This window comes from Lacrimispora indolis DSM 755, assembly GCF_000526995.1.
Taxonomy (GTDB): Bacteria; Bacillota; Clostridia; order Lachnospirales; family Lachnospiraceae; genus Lacrimispora; species Lacrimispora indolis.
Map to the genome: position 1 here is coordinate 23,273 of NZ_AZUI01000001.1, position 17,697 is coordinate 40,969.

The 17,697-nt window shown below is 37.8% G+C and carries 15 protein-coding genes; all 15 read right to left on the reverse strand.

Annotated elements, in window-relative coordinates; all coding sequences use genetic code 11:
* Nucleotides 1-115: 115 nt before the first annotated feature.
* A complete protein-coding gene (locus K401_RS0100125) occupies nucleotides 116-889 on the reverse strand; it encodes a hypothetical protein (protein ID WP_024291052.1) in 774 nt (257 codons plus the stop codon).
* A 206-nt stretch (nucleotides 890-1,095) separates the two neighbouring features.
* The gene (locus K401_RS0100130) at nucleotides 1,096-1,665 is read right to left on the reverse strand and encodes a hypothetical protein (RefSeq protein ID WP_156945233.1); all 570 of its coding nucleotides are present in this window, start codon (nucleotides 1,663-1,665) and stop codon (nucleotides 1,096-1,098) included.
* A complete protein-coding gene (locus K401_RS0100135; RefSeq protein ID WP_024291054.1) occupies nucleotides 1,620-1,841 on the reverse strand; it encodes a hypothetical protein in 222 nt (73 codons plus the stop codon). The genes K401_RS0100130 and K401_RS0100135 overlap by 46 nt, the downstream gene beginning before the upstream one ends.
* Before the next feature lie 12 nt (nucleotides 1,842-1,853).
* Nucleotides 1,854-6,773, reverse strand: a complete 4,920-nt coding sequence (locus tag K401_RS0100140) for a DUF6531 domain-containing protein (RefSeq protein ID WP_024291055.1) — start codon at nucleotides 6,771-6,773, stop codon at nucleotides 1,854-1,856.
* A gap of 13 nt (nucleotides 6,774-6,786) precedes the next feature.
* Entirely contained in the window at nucleotides 6,787-6,972 is a 186-nt protein-coding gene (locus K401_RS0100145; RefSeq protein WP_024291056.1) for a hypothetical protein, read from the reverse strand.
* A gap of 14 nt (nucleotides 6,973-6,986) precedes the next feature.
* Nucleotides 6,987-8,513, reverse strand: coding sequence for a contractile injection system protein, VgrG/Pvc8 family (locus tag K401_RS0100150; RefSeq protein ID WP_156945234.1), 1,527 nt, complete (start codon nucleotides 8,511-8,513; stop codon nucleotides 6,987-6,989).
* A gap of 10 nt (nucleotides 8,514-8,523) precedes the next feature.
* Nucleotides 8,524-9,045, reverse strand: coding sequence for a hypothetical protein (locus K401_RS0100155; RefSeq protein ID WP_024291058.1), 522 nt, complete (start codon nucleotides 9,043-9,045; stop codon nucleotides 8,524-8,526).
* Nucleotides 9,042-9,638 carry a hypothetical protein gene (locus tag K401_RS0100160; protein ID WP_156945235.1) on the reverse strand — a complete coding sequence of 199 codons (597 nt, stop codon included), beginning with the start codon at nucleotides 9,636-9,638 and terminating at the stop codon, nucleotides 9,042-9,044. The genes K401_RS0100155 and K401_RS0100160 overlap by 4 nt, the downstream gene beginning before the upstream one ends.
* A 3-nt stretch (nucleotides 9,639-9,641) precedes the next feature.
* Nucleotides 9,642-11,039, reverse strand: a complete 1,398-nt coding sequence (locus K401_RS0100165) for a contractile injection system protein, VgrG/Pvc8 family (RefSeq protein WP_024291060.1) — start codon at nucleotides 11,037-11,039, stop codon at nucleotides 9,642-9,644.
* A gap of 29 nt (nucleotides 11,040-11,068) precedes the next feature.
* On the reverse strand, nucleotides 11,069-11,587 hold the full coding sequence (locus K401_RS0100170) for a hypothetical protein (protein ID WP_024291061.1): 519 nt from the start codon (nucleotides 11,585-11,587) through the stop codon (nucleotides 11,069-11,071).
* 135 nt (nucleotides 11,588-11,722) lie between these two features.
* Entirely contained in the window at nucleotides 11,723-12,499 is a 777-nt protein-coding gene (locus K401_RS0100180) for a hypothetical protein (RefSeq protein WP_024291062.1), read from the reverse strand.
* Nucleotides 12,500-12,512: 13 nt separating this feature from the next.
* The gene (locus K401_RS0100185; RefSeq protein WP_024291063.1) at nucleotides 12,513-13,208 is read right to left on the reverse strand and encodes a hypothetical protein; all 696 of its coding nucleotides are present in this window, start codon (nucleotides 13,206-13,208) and stop codon (nucleotides 12,513-12,515) included.
* Nucleotides 13,205-14,494 carry a hypothetical protein gene (locus K401_RS0100190; protein WP_024291064.1) on the reverse strand — a complete coding sequence of 430 codons (1,290 nt, stop codon included), beginning with the start codon at nucleotides 14,492-14,494 and terminating at the stop codon, nucleotides 13,205-13,207. Before K401_RS0100190 ends, K401_RS0100185 begins: the two co-directional genes overlap by 4 nt.
* Nucleotides 14,495-14,645: 151 nt before the next feature.
* Nucleotides 14,646-15,185: a DUF2628 domain-containing protein gene (locus K401_RS31675; protein ID WP_024291065.1), complete on the reverse strand. Its 540-nt coding sequence runs from the start codon at nucleotides 15,183-15,185 to the stop codon at nucleotides 14,646-14,648.
* 31 nt (nucleotides 15,186-15,216) lie between these two features.
* A complete protein-coding gene (locus K401_RS0100200; RefSeq protein WP_024291066.1) occupies nucleotides 15,217-17,691 on the reverse strand; it encodes an acetate and sugar kinases/Hsc70/actin family protein in 2,475 nt (824 codons plus the stop codon).
* Nucleotides 17,692-17,697: the final 6 nt, after the last annotated feature.

Consider the following 17,697-nt stretch of genomic DNA (forward strand, 5'->3'; position numbering starts at 1 on the left):
TTTTTTATATCTTCTGATACAACATCTAATTCATCCAAATCGAATGTGTACCAGAAGACATATTATCATCAATGCAAACTCAAGGATCATTAAGTAATAACTACTATCGCAGCTATCAAATTATCAAGGTATCCAGTTTGTCTACACCATTTTTCCATGCCAAATGAATGTCATTAGTGACAAATAATGATATTTTTCCAGTAATAACAAGCCATGATGGGGCTTGTTTAGAATCAATTTCTAGTGTACAAACTTTGTGGGTTCTTACATCATTCATTATCCACTTATATGGATAGTTTTTTCTTACCACACAACCATAAAACGCTGCCATTTCTAAAAACAGTTCCCGGCAATCATCAAATGTCTCCACTTGTTGCCTTAATACCATATCTTTTATTAATTTTACAACGTCTTCTATTGTAATATGTTCCATCTCTATATGCTGTTCTGTTATAAACCTTTGAGCAAGTGATTCATGTTCCTCAAACAGCTTATAATAATCTTCCTCCCTAAAATAATCATTCTCTTCCGGTGGCTCAGCAATTTTCTTTAAAAAATCTAAACCATATTTTTTCAGTATATCTGCATAAGTTTCAACTACCTGCTTATATTCTCCTGTTGTGGAATATTTAAGGCCATCGTCCCTGCAACCCGGCACAAAATTGTCTATTCGATAACTACTGTATCTTCCTGAAAAACAGTTAATATCCATAAATAGTTTTTTTTCCCACCTACTACTGTAAAATTCTATAACCTGCCTTGCTATTTCTCCCTTACTATTTTTAAATTCCTTAATAAACCAACAACTATCTATTTTTTCACTAAAAATAAATCCCTCCGGTTCCAATACTTCTCCAATAATCTTATTTATAATTTCTCTTTTTTTCATAAATAGTCTCCTTTAAAATGGGCACGCCAACGCAGGAAAACCGGTACTAAATGTAACTCCAGCCTTTATCAACCACCATGCCCCATATAATACAGCTCCAACAATTGCAGCTGCAGCTACGTCTTCTCATCTGATATTAGAATAATGCATCACCTCACTCTTTCAGATCAATTAAATTAACAAGAGTTTTTAATTCACAATAAATATTAGATTATTAAAGAATTCAGTCTGTCCACTCCGTTTTTCCATGCCAAATGGATTTCATTAAGCATAGATAAAGATAGTTTCCGTTTAGATTCAATTTCAAGTTTGCAAATAAAGTGAGTTTTCATATCCCTCATCAACCACTTACAGGAATTGTATTTACTTACAACACGTCCATAAAATGCTGCCATTTCTAAAAACAACTCCCGACAATCATCAAATGGTTCTCCCTGTTTCTCTAATACCATATCTTTTATCAGCCTTACTGCATCTTCTATCTTGACACATTCCATGTCTATCTGCTGCTCTTTTATAAATTTTTGAGCCGTACTCTCATGCTCATTAAATAGCTTATAATGATCTTCTTGTCTAAAATAATCATTCTCTTTCGGTGGCTCAGCAATTTTCTTTAAAAAATCTAAACCATATTTTTTCAGTATATCTGCATAAGTTTCAACTGCCTGCTTATATTCTCCTGTTGTGGAATATTTAAGGCCATCGTCCCTGCAACCCGGCACAAAATTGTCTATTCGATAACTACTGTATCTTCCTGAAAAACAGTTAATATCCATAAATAGTTTTTTTCCCACCTACTACTGTAAAATTCTATAACCTGCCTTGCTATTTCTCCCTTACTATTTTTAAATTCCTTAATAAACCAACAACTATCTATTTTTTCACTAAAAATAAGTCCCTCCGGTTCCAATACTTCTCCAATAATCTTATTTATAATTTCTCTTTTTTTCATAAATAGTCTCCTTTAAAATGGGCACGCCAACGCAGGAAAACCGGTACTAAATGTAACTCCAGCCTTTATCAACCACCATGCCCCATATAATACAGCTCCAACAATTGCAGCTGCAGCTACGTCTTCACCTTTGACATCAGGAAATTGTATCACGTTATCATCTTTCTTATCATTACTGCCAGAGTTAGAATTACTATTTTGGTTTGGAATCCATATGTATCTATGCTTATCTTTTTCTTCATCCTTTTTTACGTAACCCCAATATATGAATCCTGCATAAGTTTGATTAAACTCTTTCCCATTTATGGGCATTGAATAACCACCATTATAATAAGTATAGTATCTTATATAATAATCCGGATAGCGTTCACTTGGTATATACAACTGGTCAGGGTTAAATGTCGTACCCGGAGAAATATTATACCCCGGATACATTTTCCGTAGACCAGCCATATAACTATTAAACCGTAACAAATCACTCATATGTGACGCTTGATTATGATGACTTATATGTTTGATTTCATACAATTCTACCTGGTTTTGATACATTAAAATCATATCGTATCTGCCATTGGTTGTTTTTGCTTCAGGATTTCCACCAGGTATTGTTTCTTCAGTACGAGCTACATATGGCAATCCAGCATAATAGGCCTTAAAATATGCCTCCAATAAAGTGTGTGCCTCCGTTCCATCTGGACCTGTGACAGCACCAGGTTTTGCACCATCAGGATCAATGAATAATAATGGATTATTTAAACAATATAGATAAGGATGAAGGGTCATAGGTTCACAGGTATTCCCCTTCACAGAATCCCTTCCATAAAAGAATCCCATATTAGAATTATAGTATCTTCTCCCCGCATAGTAAAGTTCTGTTTCATCTTCGTAATAGTACCCGGTAAATCCAAAATATGATTCGCCAGAGACTTTTCGATTCGGTTTACCAAACTCATCATAATCATAACTTGTCCTCACAGCACCTGCTTGGCTTAATAACCGCATTGGAGTTCCTAAAGAATCATTTTGATAAAAGAAGCTTTTATCATCTTCAATCAATCCCGTCAAATGATGACTTTGCGGTTCCCATATATAGCTTTTGGGGATGCCATCACATTTCTCTCCAATCAGGTTATGATTGCTCCTGGCATAATCAATGATAAATTCTACACTGGATTCATCTGGCTTTTGATAACCATAAAAATCTGATTCCGCATGCTCTTTTTGCTGTTTCATTGTACGCTGGCCGAAACCGTCATAAAGGTAGGATATTTCTGTGCCATTTTTTTTCCTGATTTTTTCTAATAGATTTCTCCCATTATAAAAGTAGGCATCCTGCATTTCCTCATTTTCATAGCAACAGCGAATGTTCCCTCTTTTATCATATTCATAGCGCCTGATAAAGTCTACTGTTTCTTCCCTGACCAACTGATTCAATTCGTTATAATGATACTGTGTATCAATTCCATTTTCTTTCTTAAAAATACGGTTTCCGTACGGATCATATTCATACTTTCTTACTGTATGCAATCCATCTCTAACTTCGGCCAAGCGGTTTAAATCATCATAAAAATACCGGAAGCTCTCCTTCCCCTTCTCTGAAATCCGGTTTATATTAACAGGTAATCCATCGGAATCATATTCATATTGATAGTTTAAAAATCCGCCTTGATAAGAATGGCTTAAATACTTTAGCTGGCCAAACGAGTCATATCCATAACGAGATTCCTGTTGATTACTGCATTTTCTGGAAGATAAAAAGCCTGCTTCGTTATAGTGATATTCAATAAACTGATCAGCCCAATGGACTTTCTTAATCTTTTGACTGGCATCATCATATTCATATTCAATATCTTCTCCATCCGGATAAACCGTTCTTGTTCTGTTCCCAAAAACATTCCACTCATACTGAACTGTATTTCCCTGATGATCGGTTATCTGATCAGGTATTCCAAAACTGTTACGCTGGATTGTTGTGCTGCCAAGCCAGTCTTTCAGTTGGATCAGCTGGTTTAATGCATTGTATTCCATCATAACTTTTTTTCCATCCGGATATACAATTTTGCTTATATTGCCTGATGGATCATAGGTATAATGTGTTTCCATGCCTTCCTGATCCGTATGGGTAAGAATTCTCCCAAAATAATCTCTTTGGTATCTTTCCTCATGACCTGCAGCATTTTCAGAACATATTACCTCACCTTCTAAATTCCGTTTATAACGTACCAGTAAAAGTTCCTTTTGCTTATTTATATTCCTAGCCTCTTCTAGTTCTTCCTCTAAGGTCAGCGGTGCGATCTGTTTTACAGAAACAATTCGGTCTACTTCGTCATAGTTGTAAAGAGTTTTTAGTCCGGCAGGGTCAATGACTGCCTGCAGTGATCCGCTTTTTGTATATTCATAATCAGTCACAACTCCTTTATTATTTTTGACAGACAGGAGGTTTCCGACTCCATCATAAGTAAAAGATTTGCTTTGTCCTCGGCTGTTTGAAATGAAAGAAATCCTGTTTAGGGCGTCATAGGTGAATTCTACCTGATAACCGGTATGATCCTGCTTTGCTATAAGATTACCATTGGAATCATAAGAATAATGCAATTCACTGCCATCAGGAAATTTTTTATTTTTCAGTCTGCCACCCGGAAAGTATTGATACTCAGTAATTCGATTCAAAGGTTCTGTTACCTTTGTGATCAATCCTAATTCATTATATTCAAAACTACTGATTTTCCCAGATGGATCTGTCTGCTTTATTTTTTGCCCGGCAGCATCGTATTCCATGTGGTATTCCCCGCCCATCGGATCAACCGCTCTGGTTATTTTACCCGAAAAATTATATTCAAAACGAGAAGATGTTTCATTTGGATAATTAATTTGAATTATTCGGTTGAGGGCATCGTAATTATACAGTACACTTGAGCCATCCGGTAAGGTTGTTTTTATCCGGTTTCCGTTTCCATCATACTGATAGGATGTCTCTCCTCCTTCCGGAGCTATCACCTTCTCCAGGCGGTTGGATTTATTATACAAATACTTCGTGACTGCGCCATTCGCCTCTGTCTGCTGGCTGACATTCCACATAAGATCATATTCCCGGAAGGTTTCACGTCCCTGTGGATCTGTCTTTTTGACAGGGCAATTCATATCATTGTATTCCCAGGTTGTTGAATTACCGTTCTGATCTATGATCTCAGTAATTTTTCCATTATTATTATAGAAATATTTTTTACTGAATCCCAACGTGTCTGTCATCTCAACAATATCGTTGTTTTGATTATATACATACTGTGTTTTATTTCCATTTCCATCTATTGTTGCAACAACGCGGTTTAACTGGTCATATTCATATTTCACCTTTGAATGAAAAGGGTTTGCTACTTCAATAATATTCCCTCTGCCATCAAATTGGACATGCATTTCGGAGCCATCCGGATGAGTGACCGTTTCTACCATGCCTTTGGAATGATACTGATACTGAAACGTCCGTCCTAATTGATCGGTATTCCGGAGTATCTGTCCATTTTGATTATAATCAGTCCTTGTAACAGAGCCATCCGGATAAATTAATCTGACAGGATGCTTCATTCTGTCATACTCAATTCTTGTCTCATGGCCGGTAGGGTCCCTGATTAAAGTCATATTTCCATCATGATCATATTCGTAACAGGTTTTATTTCCATTGTAATCCGTAATTTCGGCTAATTGATGTTTTTCATTATATTTCTTTTCTATCTGTCCTTCATGAGAAGTAATCCTGCAATCCCGTTGCCATTTATCTCTATAAAATCTGATTTTGTTTTTATTCTGGTCAATAAATACAGTCCTGTCATCATCATATTCATACTCCATGACTCCGCCATCGGGAAATAACTGTTTGACTGCCCGTCCATTTTTATCAAACTCATTGACTACCTTTTTCACACCATATGGTGTTATTTCCTCGATTAACCGGTTTTTTTTATCATAAGTATACTCTTTAAAACCGCCCGAAAGATTATCTGCTTTGATTAAATTGCCATTGTCATATGCAAACGTAACAGACCGTCCGGAATGATCACTCACACCGGCCAGTTTTCCCTCGTTATTATAAGAGAATGTAAAATAACCTGATAAGTTCTGAACCTTCGAAAGAACGCGGTTCGTATATGTATAAATAGTTGAATTCCCATTTTTATCTTTTATCTCTTTGCATAAGCCATCTTTATCAAAAACAAAAGTCTGGTTTAAAATATCCTTATAGAAATACCCATCCATTGAAAGACGTAAGGATTCCTTCGCTAATTCATTTGTTTTATAATCCCCTGCTTCCGCCCTTTCAAACGTTCGGACCTGGCCTCCAACCCCAGTATGTATCTCTATGGTTTCACGATGATCGATCAGGTAAACCTGATGATTATGATTCCAGCCGTTCCCGCACACGGTATTTTCATCTGAAAGAGAATTATAAGTTCGTGTAAAGGAGAGAGGATAACTTCCCATAATATGAAGATCTTCAGACTGCAGCACGTAATTTCCTGTAATAAGGTTGACTGGATCTCCGCTAAAAGGAGCACAACTCAAACCAAAAAGATTTTTAAAAATCTTTCCCGCTTCCTTTAAAAGCTTCATGATCGTTTCCTGACCACTTGTCTCTGAAAGAATGATTCCGCCCTTACCACAAACAAGTGCCGAATCCGTTGTTATTGCACTGGTACCATTGATCTTAGTCTGTTCATGGGGACAAAGCCATTTTCCAAGAATCATTGGAACACAGGGTTTCCCCGTGTGAGAACAAATTCCAAAGCTTGGGATATTTTCACCCGTTTTACAATCATCCACAGTTGCGATCGGTACTTTAAGCAGACAGACATTCTTATTTTCTACAATCAGTTCACCCACTTGGGAACCACATGTACATTTAATTTTTGCACCTTTAACTAAATAGGAACTACTCATTTTACTCACCCCTTTACTTAAAATTCATACTTTTTAAGGATGCTTCAAATCCATTGATGAATGTAGAATTATTTGGTTTCGTTTTTATAAATACGCCCGGATCAAATTCCGGTTCGTTTTTGCTGACCTTTTTTAATACGGACGGTCCGCAGTCTTGCCGGTTTCCTCCCATTTTAATTGTATCTGCATTCTTTCCCAATATTAGTTTCCCCCTTATCTCTGTACAATCATTCCCAATGCCTGACTGATTATTTTATCCTCTGTTTTTCCGGCAGGAATCATTCCTAATGCCTGCTTTCCTATTTTTTCAGTATCCTTATTGCTGTAAACTCTAACCGGTTCCTCCTCAGTTAATGGATTTGCCTGTGCAAGGATTTTAACCGGACCGGATAGATTAAAATCCTGACAGATATTAATGCTTCCTCCTCCGGAACTACCTTTAATAAGTGTGGACTGTAATGGCGCAAAGGTCTTTATCCCATCAGCAGTTAATAAGATTTTTCCTTTTGCTTCTAATAAAATTTCATCACCTTCCAGAACGATGCCCTGCTCATCCTCCAATGTCAGGGAATTGCCCATATGATTATCAAAGCCCATAGTTCCCGGAACTAATTTCATTTCTTTCCTCTGGCTGGTTGTAAAATATCGGTCGAAAGGAGAGGATACGTTGGGACATTTTGAAATATCATTGCTTCTTAAATACTGTATCGCTATGCTATCTGCCTCATTGTAATTAGTAAATATAATAGCAGCCCTCTCTCCCTTTTCTGGCATACAGGTAAATATATTCCCCGTTACCGGCACCCAAGGATAGGTTTTTATTATATTTTGTTCTTCCGGATTTATATCAAATACTAGTTTAACCTCTCCTCCCACCGAAGTAATCACTGTCCCTGTCAAAGATGCGCCGATTAATTGCTGATTATATTCTTTTTTCTTATAATAAAGATCTGTCCTTCCAAATTCATAGGAAAAAATAATTTCTCCTCTGATCATGTTTGCCAAAATGCTCAGCACCCGAAGTCTTCTCCCATCAATTTCAACCTCGTCTCCAATCTGATAAAACCGGTCTGACTCTGCTCTATAAAATACAAACCAATCTTTTTGCATATTTTCTGCTCTGTTTTCAAAATACCGCTCGTCTAGTGATACGGTATATGATGTGAATTTTTCATCTATGAGCTTGTTTCCCTCTGGAAAACCTAAATAGAATTTAGGTTCTCCGGTTTTAATATCCGGAATCAGCACACTGCCAAAATGACTGGCTATTCTTTTATAAAATTCCCAGTCACTTTCCTGATATTGAACCAGCAGGTCCTGGATCGGAGATTCTTCCTTGCCTTTCACCGAAAAAAGTACATCTGCTTTTGGAACCTGGTATAGAATACTCCGTATTACACTTTTATAGGTCTGCTCTGTATTTTGAAATGTCCGTATGTATTTTTTTTCATCCAGTTTAATACTTGCAGATATAAGAGATAATCTGGCGGTATATAAATTCCCTTCTCTTTTTTGGTTATAATGGTCCACAAACCCGTAAAAAATGAAATATTCCTGCCCATTTTTCTTGTAACCAATAGAAATAGACTGGCTATATAACGAATCACATAATAGTTCAGTTTTTAGTTGCAAATCAACCGTTAATTTCACATGCTGATTTGGATTCATACTAAAGTGCAAATCATTTACACCCACAACTGAACCAAGGCCAGTTATAATAAGATTATTTTTTGTAATCATAAGCTTTCCCTCACACAATTAATAATTCCTGTAACTTTATCCCCCTCACATTTCTGCGGATCAGACTTTCTGCAACGTCTTCACGTATTACTAATGTTGCTTTACTGACTTCTCCCAGGATAAAAAATGGAATATCCTGAATTTTATTCTTATCTAATGATCCTTTTAATAATCTGCTCTTAGTTTTATCAAAGGTACTTTCCATACTTAACAGCCTATGCTCCGGTAATTCCGGCAAATAATAAAACAAAGAATTTTGACTGTCAGGATCTATTAAAATAATTTTTATCGCTTTTATTCCCCTCCTGTACATCCAGATTACTTTCATCACCTTTTCTGACACAAATATACATGGAAATGTCAATATATCCATATAAATGGAATCAGCTTTCAACTTCGAGTCAAGTAGAATCCAGCTTTTTTCCGCATCAAATTGCTCTGAGTTATCCTTTGAGGTTATTTTTCCAAACCAATTCTTAATATCTGGATTAGGATTATTCTCCTCCTGCTCTGAAAGGATAAAATATTTCATATTCTGTCATTCCCTTCTTCAAATAATACAGCTTGCTCATCCATATATCCGCCGAAAACAACTTTAAAATCTTCATTCTTTTCTAAAGCTTCTGAAAATTTATTGTGTATAATATCGGTGATATGATCCCTAAAAAACAATTCTGCTATTTTGTAATAATGAGTGATATACCACAAAGCAAATTCCTTCTCTTCGTATTCTTTTAAATGAAATATCACTGCACCAATATGTTTTTTAAAATATTCCATATCTTTTTCAAAAAACTGAAATATAAAATTCATATTCCAATATTGAACAGTCCTGCACCTTTCTAAATAAAAATCTTTATTATACAGATCCAGCCGTACCTCATATTTCTTTGTAAAAATACATCTTTGCAGATAGCTGATGCTAAAAAACTGAACGGGATCTTTTTTATTCATTTGCTGCAAGCTGTGGGCTTCTGAATATAACATTTCTACGGATTTTTTGAAATCCGTTATGATCATATCTCTGTTATCCGAAAAATAAGTCTGTATTTCTTTCAAACGATTATGTAATACCGGCTCCATTAATTTACTGCCTTCTGATTGTATTTTTTGCAATCGGTCCATATTTTACTCCATCCGCAGTTTACCGCCTTTAAAAGCAATATCATCGTCTATGACAAGCCGGCTTCCTCCCTGACCAATGTCGACCTGATCAGCCGCATTCATGGTCAACGTCTGTTCCACACTTGTTAAAGATATATCTCCTTTGGCCCTCATGGTAATGTTTTTACTGCTCTCAATTGAAATTCCACTATTATCATGTATCGTAATATTTTCTCCTTTGTGGTTAGTCATAACAATACGGTCCGGAGTAAAATAAATCTCCTTTCCATATCGGGTTTTTAATGATTTGACATCAGGATTCGTTCTGGCATTTGGATCGGTTGACTTTTGATGTATAGCACTGGTTACATATGCATCAGATTCATTTGGGGAAGGCAGATACAGCCGGGCTGAATCGCCTTTCTCAGGCATACAATACCATCCCGTACCATCCGCTGATGAATATACGGTGGAAAACGGGAATTCCATGGCCGGTGACTGGGAGCTGTTTTCTCCCTGTCTGAGTTCTATCAAAACCTTATCTTTCACTATGTCAGTAATAACCGCATCAAAAGAAGCTCCTATCAAAGAAAAATTTGTTATATATGATGTTTGAAAAGCATTTTTTGTTTTTAATATATAATGATGAATCAATTCACCATACGAAAGCTTACTATTTACCCCATACACATACAGTTCAAATCCATTAAATAAAATTTTGTCTCCCAGGTAATAGACCTTTCTATCAGTAAGATTATAAGAAATCAGATCATACTGATTCATTTTCAATTCACTATTCTTTTTGTGGTAATCCTGAATTTCATTTGTCAGTGTGTAATTATCCTTTTTTACCTCATAAGCATTTAGTTTTGGAATACCCAGATAAAAATGAATACCTGGTGTACGATCTTCCGGTATGAGTACCGAATGATACCGGCTTGCTAACCGTTTTAAAAACTGCCAGTCTGTTTCAAGGTACTGAATTGTAAAATCGTTCAATGACTGTACGTCTTTGTTCTTAATCATAAAATTACAATTTGAATAGGTATTACAAATACCGTCAATGATCTCTTTATAGGGCTGGTTCCTGTCCTGATAAAAGCGTAAATGTTCATTTAAGTCCATTCTATAGGTGTCACTTGTGACCTCAATAGTCAGTACACATAATTTTCCTTCATTTTTCATACTAAACTGAGTAATAAATCCATTAAAAAACACCTGCTCTGTTTCTTCGTCTGTAATGATCATTTGAAACTGAGGGTATTTGTTTCTAATGCAATGATTTACGTATTCCTGTTCTGACCCTCCATCAATAATTCCCTGAATTTTCAAAATCGAATGGCAGTTTACATAACGTTTAGTAGTAAGCTCATGAATTTCTAAAAAATCAAATGGTTCGGTTCTAACTTGCAATGCTTTCATAAAACTCCTCCTCTTTCATAAAAATCCAGTTAAATTCTTATTGATTTAATTACTCTTTTTACTACCGGTTTCCAGTTTATGTACACTTCAAAAGGGCAGTTAAAAGCCCCTAGCAAAGTTTTGTCAGTCAATTGTACTAAGTACATAACGTTATAGATTGATCCTTCTAAAGATGAACTTCTAAAATCAAAGTATTGAATTGAAACATTGTCTGGATCTGCAAAAAAGTTTTCTTCGTAAAATAGAGTATTTGGATATACCATTTTTATCGATTCTCTGATTTTAAATACGTATAACTGCAAATCAGGTATCTTTTCATTCAACATATTAAAAGTAAAATTAATTTTGCCGCTTTCGTCTGAATAAACAATCCTGGGTCTTGGATCCACTGTGTAACGTTCTTTTATTTTTTTATCAGACAGTTCTGTAAACGCCACCGGCATATCCATGAAAATTGTCCCATTAAATAAACACCTATTTATTAGCTGCGTATTATCCTCTTCTAAAGCATCTTTATTTACAAGTCCCAAAATCATCTCATCAATCATACAATCCCTCCTTCAATTTATTTTTAATTTAAGCACCATTCCTACTGCCTGTTCCTTTTCTTCTCTTACCTTTTGTCTTCTGGCACGCTCCAACAGTGCAATCTTTTCACCCAGATTCATTCGTTTCCCTCCCGTTTATAACAACATAACACTTCTCTTTCCCCGGCTAACTTCACCTCTTCTCACTTCCCCATTCCTCTGATTATTCAAAATCACCATAAGTCCTCTATAGAGCCCTCCATGTCCCCTGTCTCCATAATCCTCTCCCAATCTAGCAAACAGATATTCCCGGATGCAGTCAACTGTCACAACTCCATGAACGGCCAGGGCCGTCACGGAAAAGCTTGCATCAAGAGGATCTAACGGTCTGCTTCTTATGATCTCCTTTGAAAACTGCCTGATGATCCTGGGATTTAATGTACTTCCCCCTTCTGCCGCGTAGGGCTGATGAATTAAGTTCACTGTGTCATACTCCGTGGAATAATCCTGAAAATTCTCATAACAGCTGCGGAGCTTTGCTCCTTCCTGAAGCCGGAACCTGCACAGCTCCATTTCACAGGTCGTATCCGGCTTCTTATCCTCCAGAAAGATCCTGGTATTTCCCATGATCTTTCCTGCCACCCTGATTTCGGTCAGAAACTGCACCTTTAAATACCGTATCTTATCCTGGGCACTGCACTCCACCATATAGGGCTGCTCCATAAAATAAAGCTTTCCCTTCCAATAAATCATGCCAGGGGAAATGGTCAGTTGTCCGTCATTCCAGACAATGTCACATCCATTTATAATTCCATCACCAAATCCCTGAAACTGCAGATCCAGAAAAACCTTAGGATAGTCCCTAAGCTTATCCAGCATCTCGGCCCTTAAAAGGCGCTTTTTTTCAAATTGGGGATAATCATACTGAAACATTTCATTTCCTCCATCAGCATAAGATAATTTCGTCTATTTCCATGGTTTCTGCTATTTCGATGATACCAAAATGGTATTCATAATAAATATCCACATGATAAGGCATCTCCAAAAACATATTGATTAAAAAATCCATTTTCTTTACAATTTTGTTCTCCTTTTTTTGTCCGATATAAATCAGGATCTCATAGGAGTTTTGGTTGCTGCGATATACAATGTTACCTGGAATCAGTGCCTCCATCATGTCCTTAAACATATCCAGAGAACTTCCGGTTTCATACTGCTTTAGCAAGCCGCTTAACAGAATTTCCTGCTCTTCCCTGCCAAAGAGAGCCATGGTCTCTTTGGCCTGAGTTCCAAAAGCATGGTCTGCCAGATCCTGGTAAAGCAGCTTCTTATAATACTCTTCCCTTGACATTCCGGAAACTGCATCATTTTGCATCAACTGATGAAAGATCAAATGAAACAGGTTTTCTTTAAGCTTGGGAAATTCCTTTTGATCCGGCCGGAAGAAATCCTTAAAAATGTTGTAAAACCGATAGTAGGGATTAATTTCAATAATCTCTCCCTCCTCTATCTCCTTTTGATTCAGATAAGAACCAGACAGTTCCATATAAGCACTGAATTCACGGGGCATTTCAAACCGAATGCTCTTTTTCGGTACTCCTCTCTTTTTTAACGCCAACATGACTTCCCACAAATAATTCATACAAGCTTTCCTCCGCATTCGTACTCGGGAAAATATTCCTGAACCTCAGAGGAGATAAAGCTTGCTAAATCCCGCAAAAGCCATGTTTCCTTTCCTTTTGGCTTAAAATAGAGGATCAGCTGCTTTTTACCTTCCCTGTCCCGGATTTCATCTTCTATAAAAAAGTTCATGGAGTAGGTTTCTAAGAATTCCAGTCCATTTTCCTTCAAGGCACAATCTTGGTATTCAATAAAATCCTCCAGGCCAAATCCGCGGATAAACCGTTCCAGTTCTCCTTTTGTTTTTACCGACTGTCCCATTTTCCTCTGAAAACGCTCTGCAAACCCGTCTTTTCTTAAGTTCTCCATAAGCGGATAAGTATAGCGGTCTATTTTATGATCTACGCCACTTCGTATCATATAAATGTCCCACTTTTTTGCATTTTCAACCTGCCCGGTGACTAAAAGCTTATCTCCGCTCTGCCTGACGCTTCTAATACCGGCCTTTTCTTCTACTAGATATGCGTGCTCTGTTCCATGATCCTGAATGGATATCACATGCTCAAAATTTTCATGATCACTGCAGGCAATGGGAAAGCCTACGCTTTCCAGCTTCAAATGACGTACATTCCATATGGGGATCATATCGTAATGGACAAACCGGTTATACTTCCCGAAATCGGTTCCGAAATTTGTCACTGACTCCTCATCCCTCACCTCATCCGGGAGGCCGGTAATACAAATGTCAGCCATTTTAAAAAGATAGGGAGCATTGATGGTTTTCCATGGGATTCCATTTTTCATGAACAGGTGATAGAGATGCTCTATTTCCTTCCCATAGCGTTCACTCCGTACTAAGCGGATATTAACCGGATACTCTTTTCCTGCCCGCAAAATTCCTGTAAAGTCCTCCTGGTTTTTTAATATCTCTTCAACCTTCAAAGCATCACATTCCAAAAATACGGTAGACAGACAAAATTTTTCCTCAGCCTTAAGCTTCTCCCTCACATCTGAAATCTTATAGGAGGCCGTTTCTAAATCTTCTTCACATATGGGGGACATTAGATGATGGGACTTATCCAGATAGGTACGTTCCATTAGACCCGTACGGATTAAATAACGGTTGATGTCATACGCAAGATCATTCATCACCCGCTCCTCTAACATCCGGTACATCTTTACGTTTGTTTCATACAGTTCTAAAAACACGCCTTCCATTAAGTTTTTAAATACAATTCGCTCCTCCAGATTGCTGATTGACTGGATCTCATCCCTGATCATTGATTTCATTTCTTCTATCTGATCCATCTTTCCTTCACCTCCTTATTTTGAGAATTGCTTATTTATTGATTCGGTGTGCACGAACTTACTATTTCATCTAACGTTGATTTATTTTTCTCAAAACTACTTGGAAGGCAATTTTGTATTATCACTGCAAATCAAAAGGATTTTCCTCTTCCTATAATTTCCAATCATTAGGAAAACTAAATACTAAATCGTTTGATGTAAAAGATTCAGACTGCGCATTCTGTGAATAAATTCCCTTCTCTCCTGTGGGAAAAAATACAATTCCCGCTATCACCGCAATAGCTAGAAAGACAGTAATCAGTATGGTAATGAAAATGCTTAAAACGCTTGTACCGCCATGCTTGCTTATGTACATCCCAGCCTCCCCATCCGTCATTCCGGAGGTTTGTATTATGATTTTCAGTCCTTTTTTGCAATAATAAGAATTTGCATATATTCCCACAACAATACGAAGAATCAGTCCGCTCCCCGGAATGATCACAGATAAAAGAGAGATTACCCCATATAAAAAAGCCTCTAAATACATTTTTCTGTATGCCAGCCAGTAAAGCGGAAAAAGGAAAGCAGGCCAGTTCCAACTTGCAAAGTTTTGACGTTCCGGTTTGTCACGCCATTTGTTTTTGTAATATTCGTAATTATTTCCCACGAATATTTCAGCACTCCAATCATCTAATATCTGGTGTTCTTCCATTAATAATCCTCCTGTCATATGAAGTAAGTCCTTACTTTCTACCGTCAAAAAAATTCTCTTCCCATGTATCATCTTCAAAATCAAAGAAGGTTTCCTTCCCCTTATAAAGCACTTCATTTTCCCGCAATACCGGAAGCACCACAAATCCCCAGCGCTTTCTTGATACCCATACAAAGAACTTCATTTCGCCTTCCAGTATGGTATCCGTTTCCTCCTGAATCACGCTTCCTCCATACTGTTTATCAATCTCTTCCTGTGTCGTCCGCTCAAAAGTTTCGGTGTCATACTCAAAGTAATAGGGTTTTAAGCGTTTTCCTTTATCATCATTTAAGTAAAGGTCCAGCTGTTTTCCAATCATGAAGCGGGAAATGCAGCCGATATGATCTTCTGGATCCAGACTGCGGATCAATATTTTTTCCTGATTCTCATGAGTATGTGCCACGATTTCATAAGGAAGGGTCCGCACCTGGTAATCCTGATTTACCTTCATATAGCCTCTTTTGCAGTTTATAAAGTAAGCAAGAGCTCCCTTTAAGCAGCACATCTTAAGCTCCGACTCATCCTCTCCCTTTTTTGCACTTTGGATCAGTTTACCAGGAACATACTGCTTCAAAGCCTCCATAAACAAGCTGGATCTGCAAGACTGTCCGGTCAGCTTGATCATTTCATATTCCTGCAATTCTCCCTGTTCAAATTTCTGATCCAGAAAACGCTCCATCAGATGATAAATATCCGGTCTTAAAATCGTCTCAATCTCATTTAAATACAAGGGAAAGCGTATTTCCCGGTCAATGTGGGTAAAACAGCCCTCATCAAGTACTGACAGCTTCCATTTATCCAAAAACATTCCCCTGCTTTCCCTTTCCCTGCTGGTTTCAATCCAAAGCTCATACTGGAACCCGGATCCAAAAAAGGATTTTTTCACCTCTTCTGCAAGCTGAAACAGATAATAATAGTTATTCTTTACATGAAAATACTGCTCCCTGCTTTTCTCCTCATAATCCTTAAACCGGGTCGGAAGGAATTCCTCTGCCCTGTGATAATCCTCCTCCAGTTTCTGCCCGTAATTTCCGTCAGATGAGTCAGAGGAATCCCCCTGTTCCAAATATCCCAATGCCTGTGAAATCTTAATTTTCAGCATCTGCAGGATGCGAAATGTCAAATTATTTCCACCAAAATTCGTATCCCCGTTTTCATAACGGGTTTCTAAATCAATGGTATAAGACACCCGGCTGTTATCAATGCGGAACCGCCCGGAGGTCAGATCTGTAGTTCCTCCTCCGCAGTCAATGATCAATGCATGATACCATCTCCCTTTCTCATAGCGATTCTCACCTACCATCCCGTAAATGCTGTTAAAAAGTACAGCCATCCCTTCATCCAGCTCACAGTTTACATGAAATTTGGGAAGCAGCTCCTCAAACAGCTCCCGGAACTTCTCCTTTTGGCGGATAGGGGCCAGAAACTGAATGTTCTTAAACTGGCATTTAAACTGCTGTTTCGCCAGGTCGATTAAGTATTCCAAGTATGCTTTCAGCATGTCCCGGCGAGGAATCTGATATTTAAACCCGCTTTTTAAAATGACACTTTCCATCCGTTCTGCATCACTGATCCATCTCTTAATATCAAAGAACACAGGGACATCTTCATCTAAGTACCCCTGGTCTCCCATGGCAAGTGCCTCGTTTCCAAATTTGAATCCGTGCCCGCCTTCCCGGCATTCCTCCACCCCTATGACACTGGGTATGACAGAATGTTTTCCATCCCTTGCAATTTTCACACTTCCATCAGGGAGGCATATCCCCATTGTCGTATTGGAGCTTCCAAAGTCAATAACCAAAGGAAGATCTGTCTCCGCTACATCCCGTACCTCAATATCAAGAAGAGGAATCCGGATTCCATCCATATGGCCCGGAATGGATGAGTGATCACCCTGATAGCAGTCATAAAGAAATTCCGAATCTCGTTCATTGGGGAAATACAAAATAAAATACTGGTGCTTCCCAAGAGGCAGGACCCGCATATCTTTCCCCTGGAACAAATAAAAGGTATTTTCCACCTCTTTTATGTAAAAACAGGTATAAATCAGGAAATTTTCGTCTACGAGCAACAGGTTTCCTTCATATAAGGCCATGTCCGATTCTACCTTGTAATGATCCAGTTCATTTAATCCAGTTCCACGGTAAATTACTATGGTTCCCGGAATTCTCACCTTCTGGTTGGAACGGATATCTATGAGATTCCTGTCAAAGAACTCCTGAAGACGTTCCAGCCCGCCTTTGCATTCTGTATCAATATGCCGATAATCCTTCTGCCCCCTGAACCGCAGGATCAGCCGAAGAAGTACTTCCCGATCCATGCAGCCTCCGGAAGGCATGACCAGCTTCTCCTTCCGGCAGATTTCCTTAAGCTGAAAGGTGGTCATCGTTTCCAATTTGCTTCTTTTATAAGTATTTTTTTCCGGTTCTGTTTTTCCCGGGTGTAAGGTATAGGTATATCGGCTCATTTGTAT

What these genes read in the sequence shown, in the direction of transcription:
- K401_RS0100170 (WP_024291061.1), bottom strand. Translation starts at nt 11,587, where the DNA reads ATGATTGATGAGATGATTTTGGGACTTGTAAATAAAGATGCTTTAGAA.
- K401_RS0100135 (WP_024291054.1), bottom strand. Translation starts at nt 1,841, where the DNA reads ATGAAAAAAAGAGAAATTATAAATAAGATTATTGGAGAAGTATTGGAA.
- K401_RS0100125 (WP_024291052.1), bottom strand. Translation starts at nt 889, where the DNA reads ATGAAAAAAAGAGAAATTATAAATAAGATTATTGGAGAAGTATTGGAA.
- K401_RS0100140 (WP_024291055.1), bottom strand. Translation starts at nt 6,773, where the DNA reads ATGAGTAGTTCCTATTTAGTTAAAGGTGCAAAAATTAAATGTACATGT.
- K401_RS0100150 (WP_156945234.1), bottom strand. Translation starts at nt 8,513, where the DNA reads ATGATTACAAAAAATAATCTTATTATAACTGGCCTTGGTTCAGTTGTG.
- K401_RS0100155 (WP_024291058.1), bottom strand. Translation starts at nt 9,045, where the DNA reads ATGAAATATTTTATCCTTTCAGAGCAGGAGGAGAATAATCCTAATCCA.
- K401_RS0100180 (WP_024291062.1), bottom strand. Translation starts at nt 12,499, where the DNA reads ATGTTTCAGTATGATTATCCCCAATTTGAAAAAAAGCGCCTTTTAAGG.
- K401_RS31675 (WP_024291065.1), bottom strand. Translation starts at nt 15,185, where the DNA reads ATGGAAGAACACCAGATATTAGATGATTGGAGTGCTGAAATATTCGTG.
- K401_RS0100185 (WP_024291063.1), bottom strand. Translation starts at nt 13,208, where the DNA reads ATGAATTATTTGTGGGAAGTCATGTTGGCGTTAAAAAAGAGAGGAGTA.
- K401_RS0100165 (WP_024291060.1), bottom strand. Translation starts at nt 11,039, where the DNA reads ATGAAAGCATTGCAAGTTAGAACCGAACCATTTGATTTTTTAGAAATT.
- K401_RS0100190 (WP_024291064.1), bottom strand. Translation starts at nt 14,494, where the DNA reads ATGGATCAGATAGAAGAAATGAAATCAATGATCAGGGATGAGATCCAG.
- K401_RS0100130 (WP_156945233.1), bottom strand. Translation starts at nt 1,665, where the DNA reads ATGGATATTAACTGTTTTTCAGGAAGATACAGTAGTTATCGAATAGAC.
- K401_RS0100160 (WP_156945235.1), bottom strand. Translation starts at nt 9,638, where the DNA reads ATGGACCGATTGCAAAAAATACAATCAGAAGGCAGTAAATTAATGGAG.
- K401_RS0100200 (WP_024291066.1), bottom strand. Translation starts at nt 17,691, where the DNA reads ATGAGCCGATATACCTATACCTTACACCCGGGAAAAACAGAACCGGAA.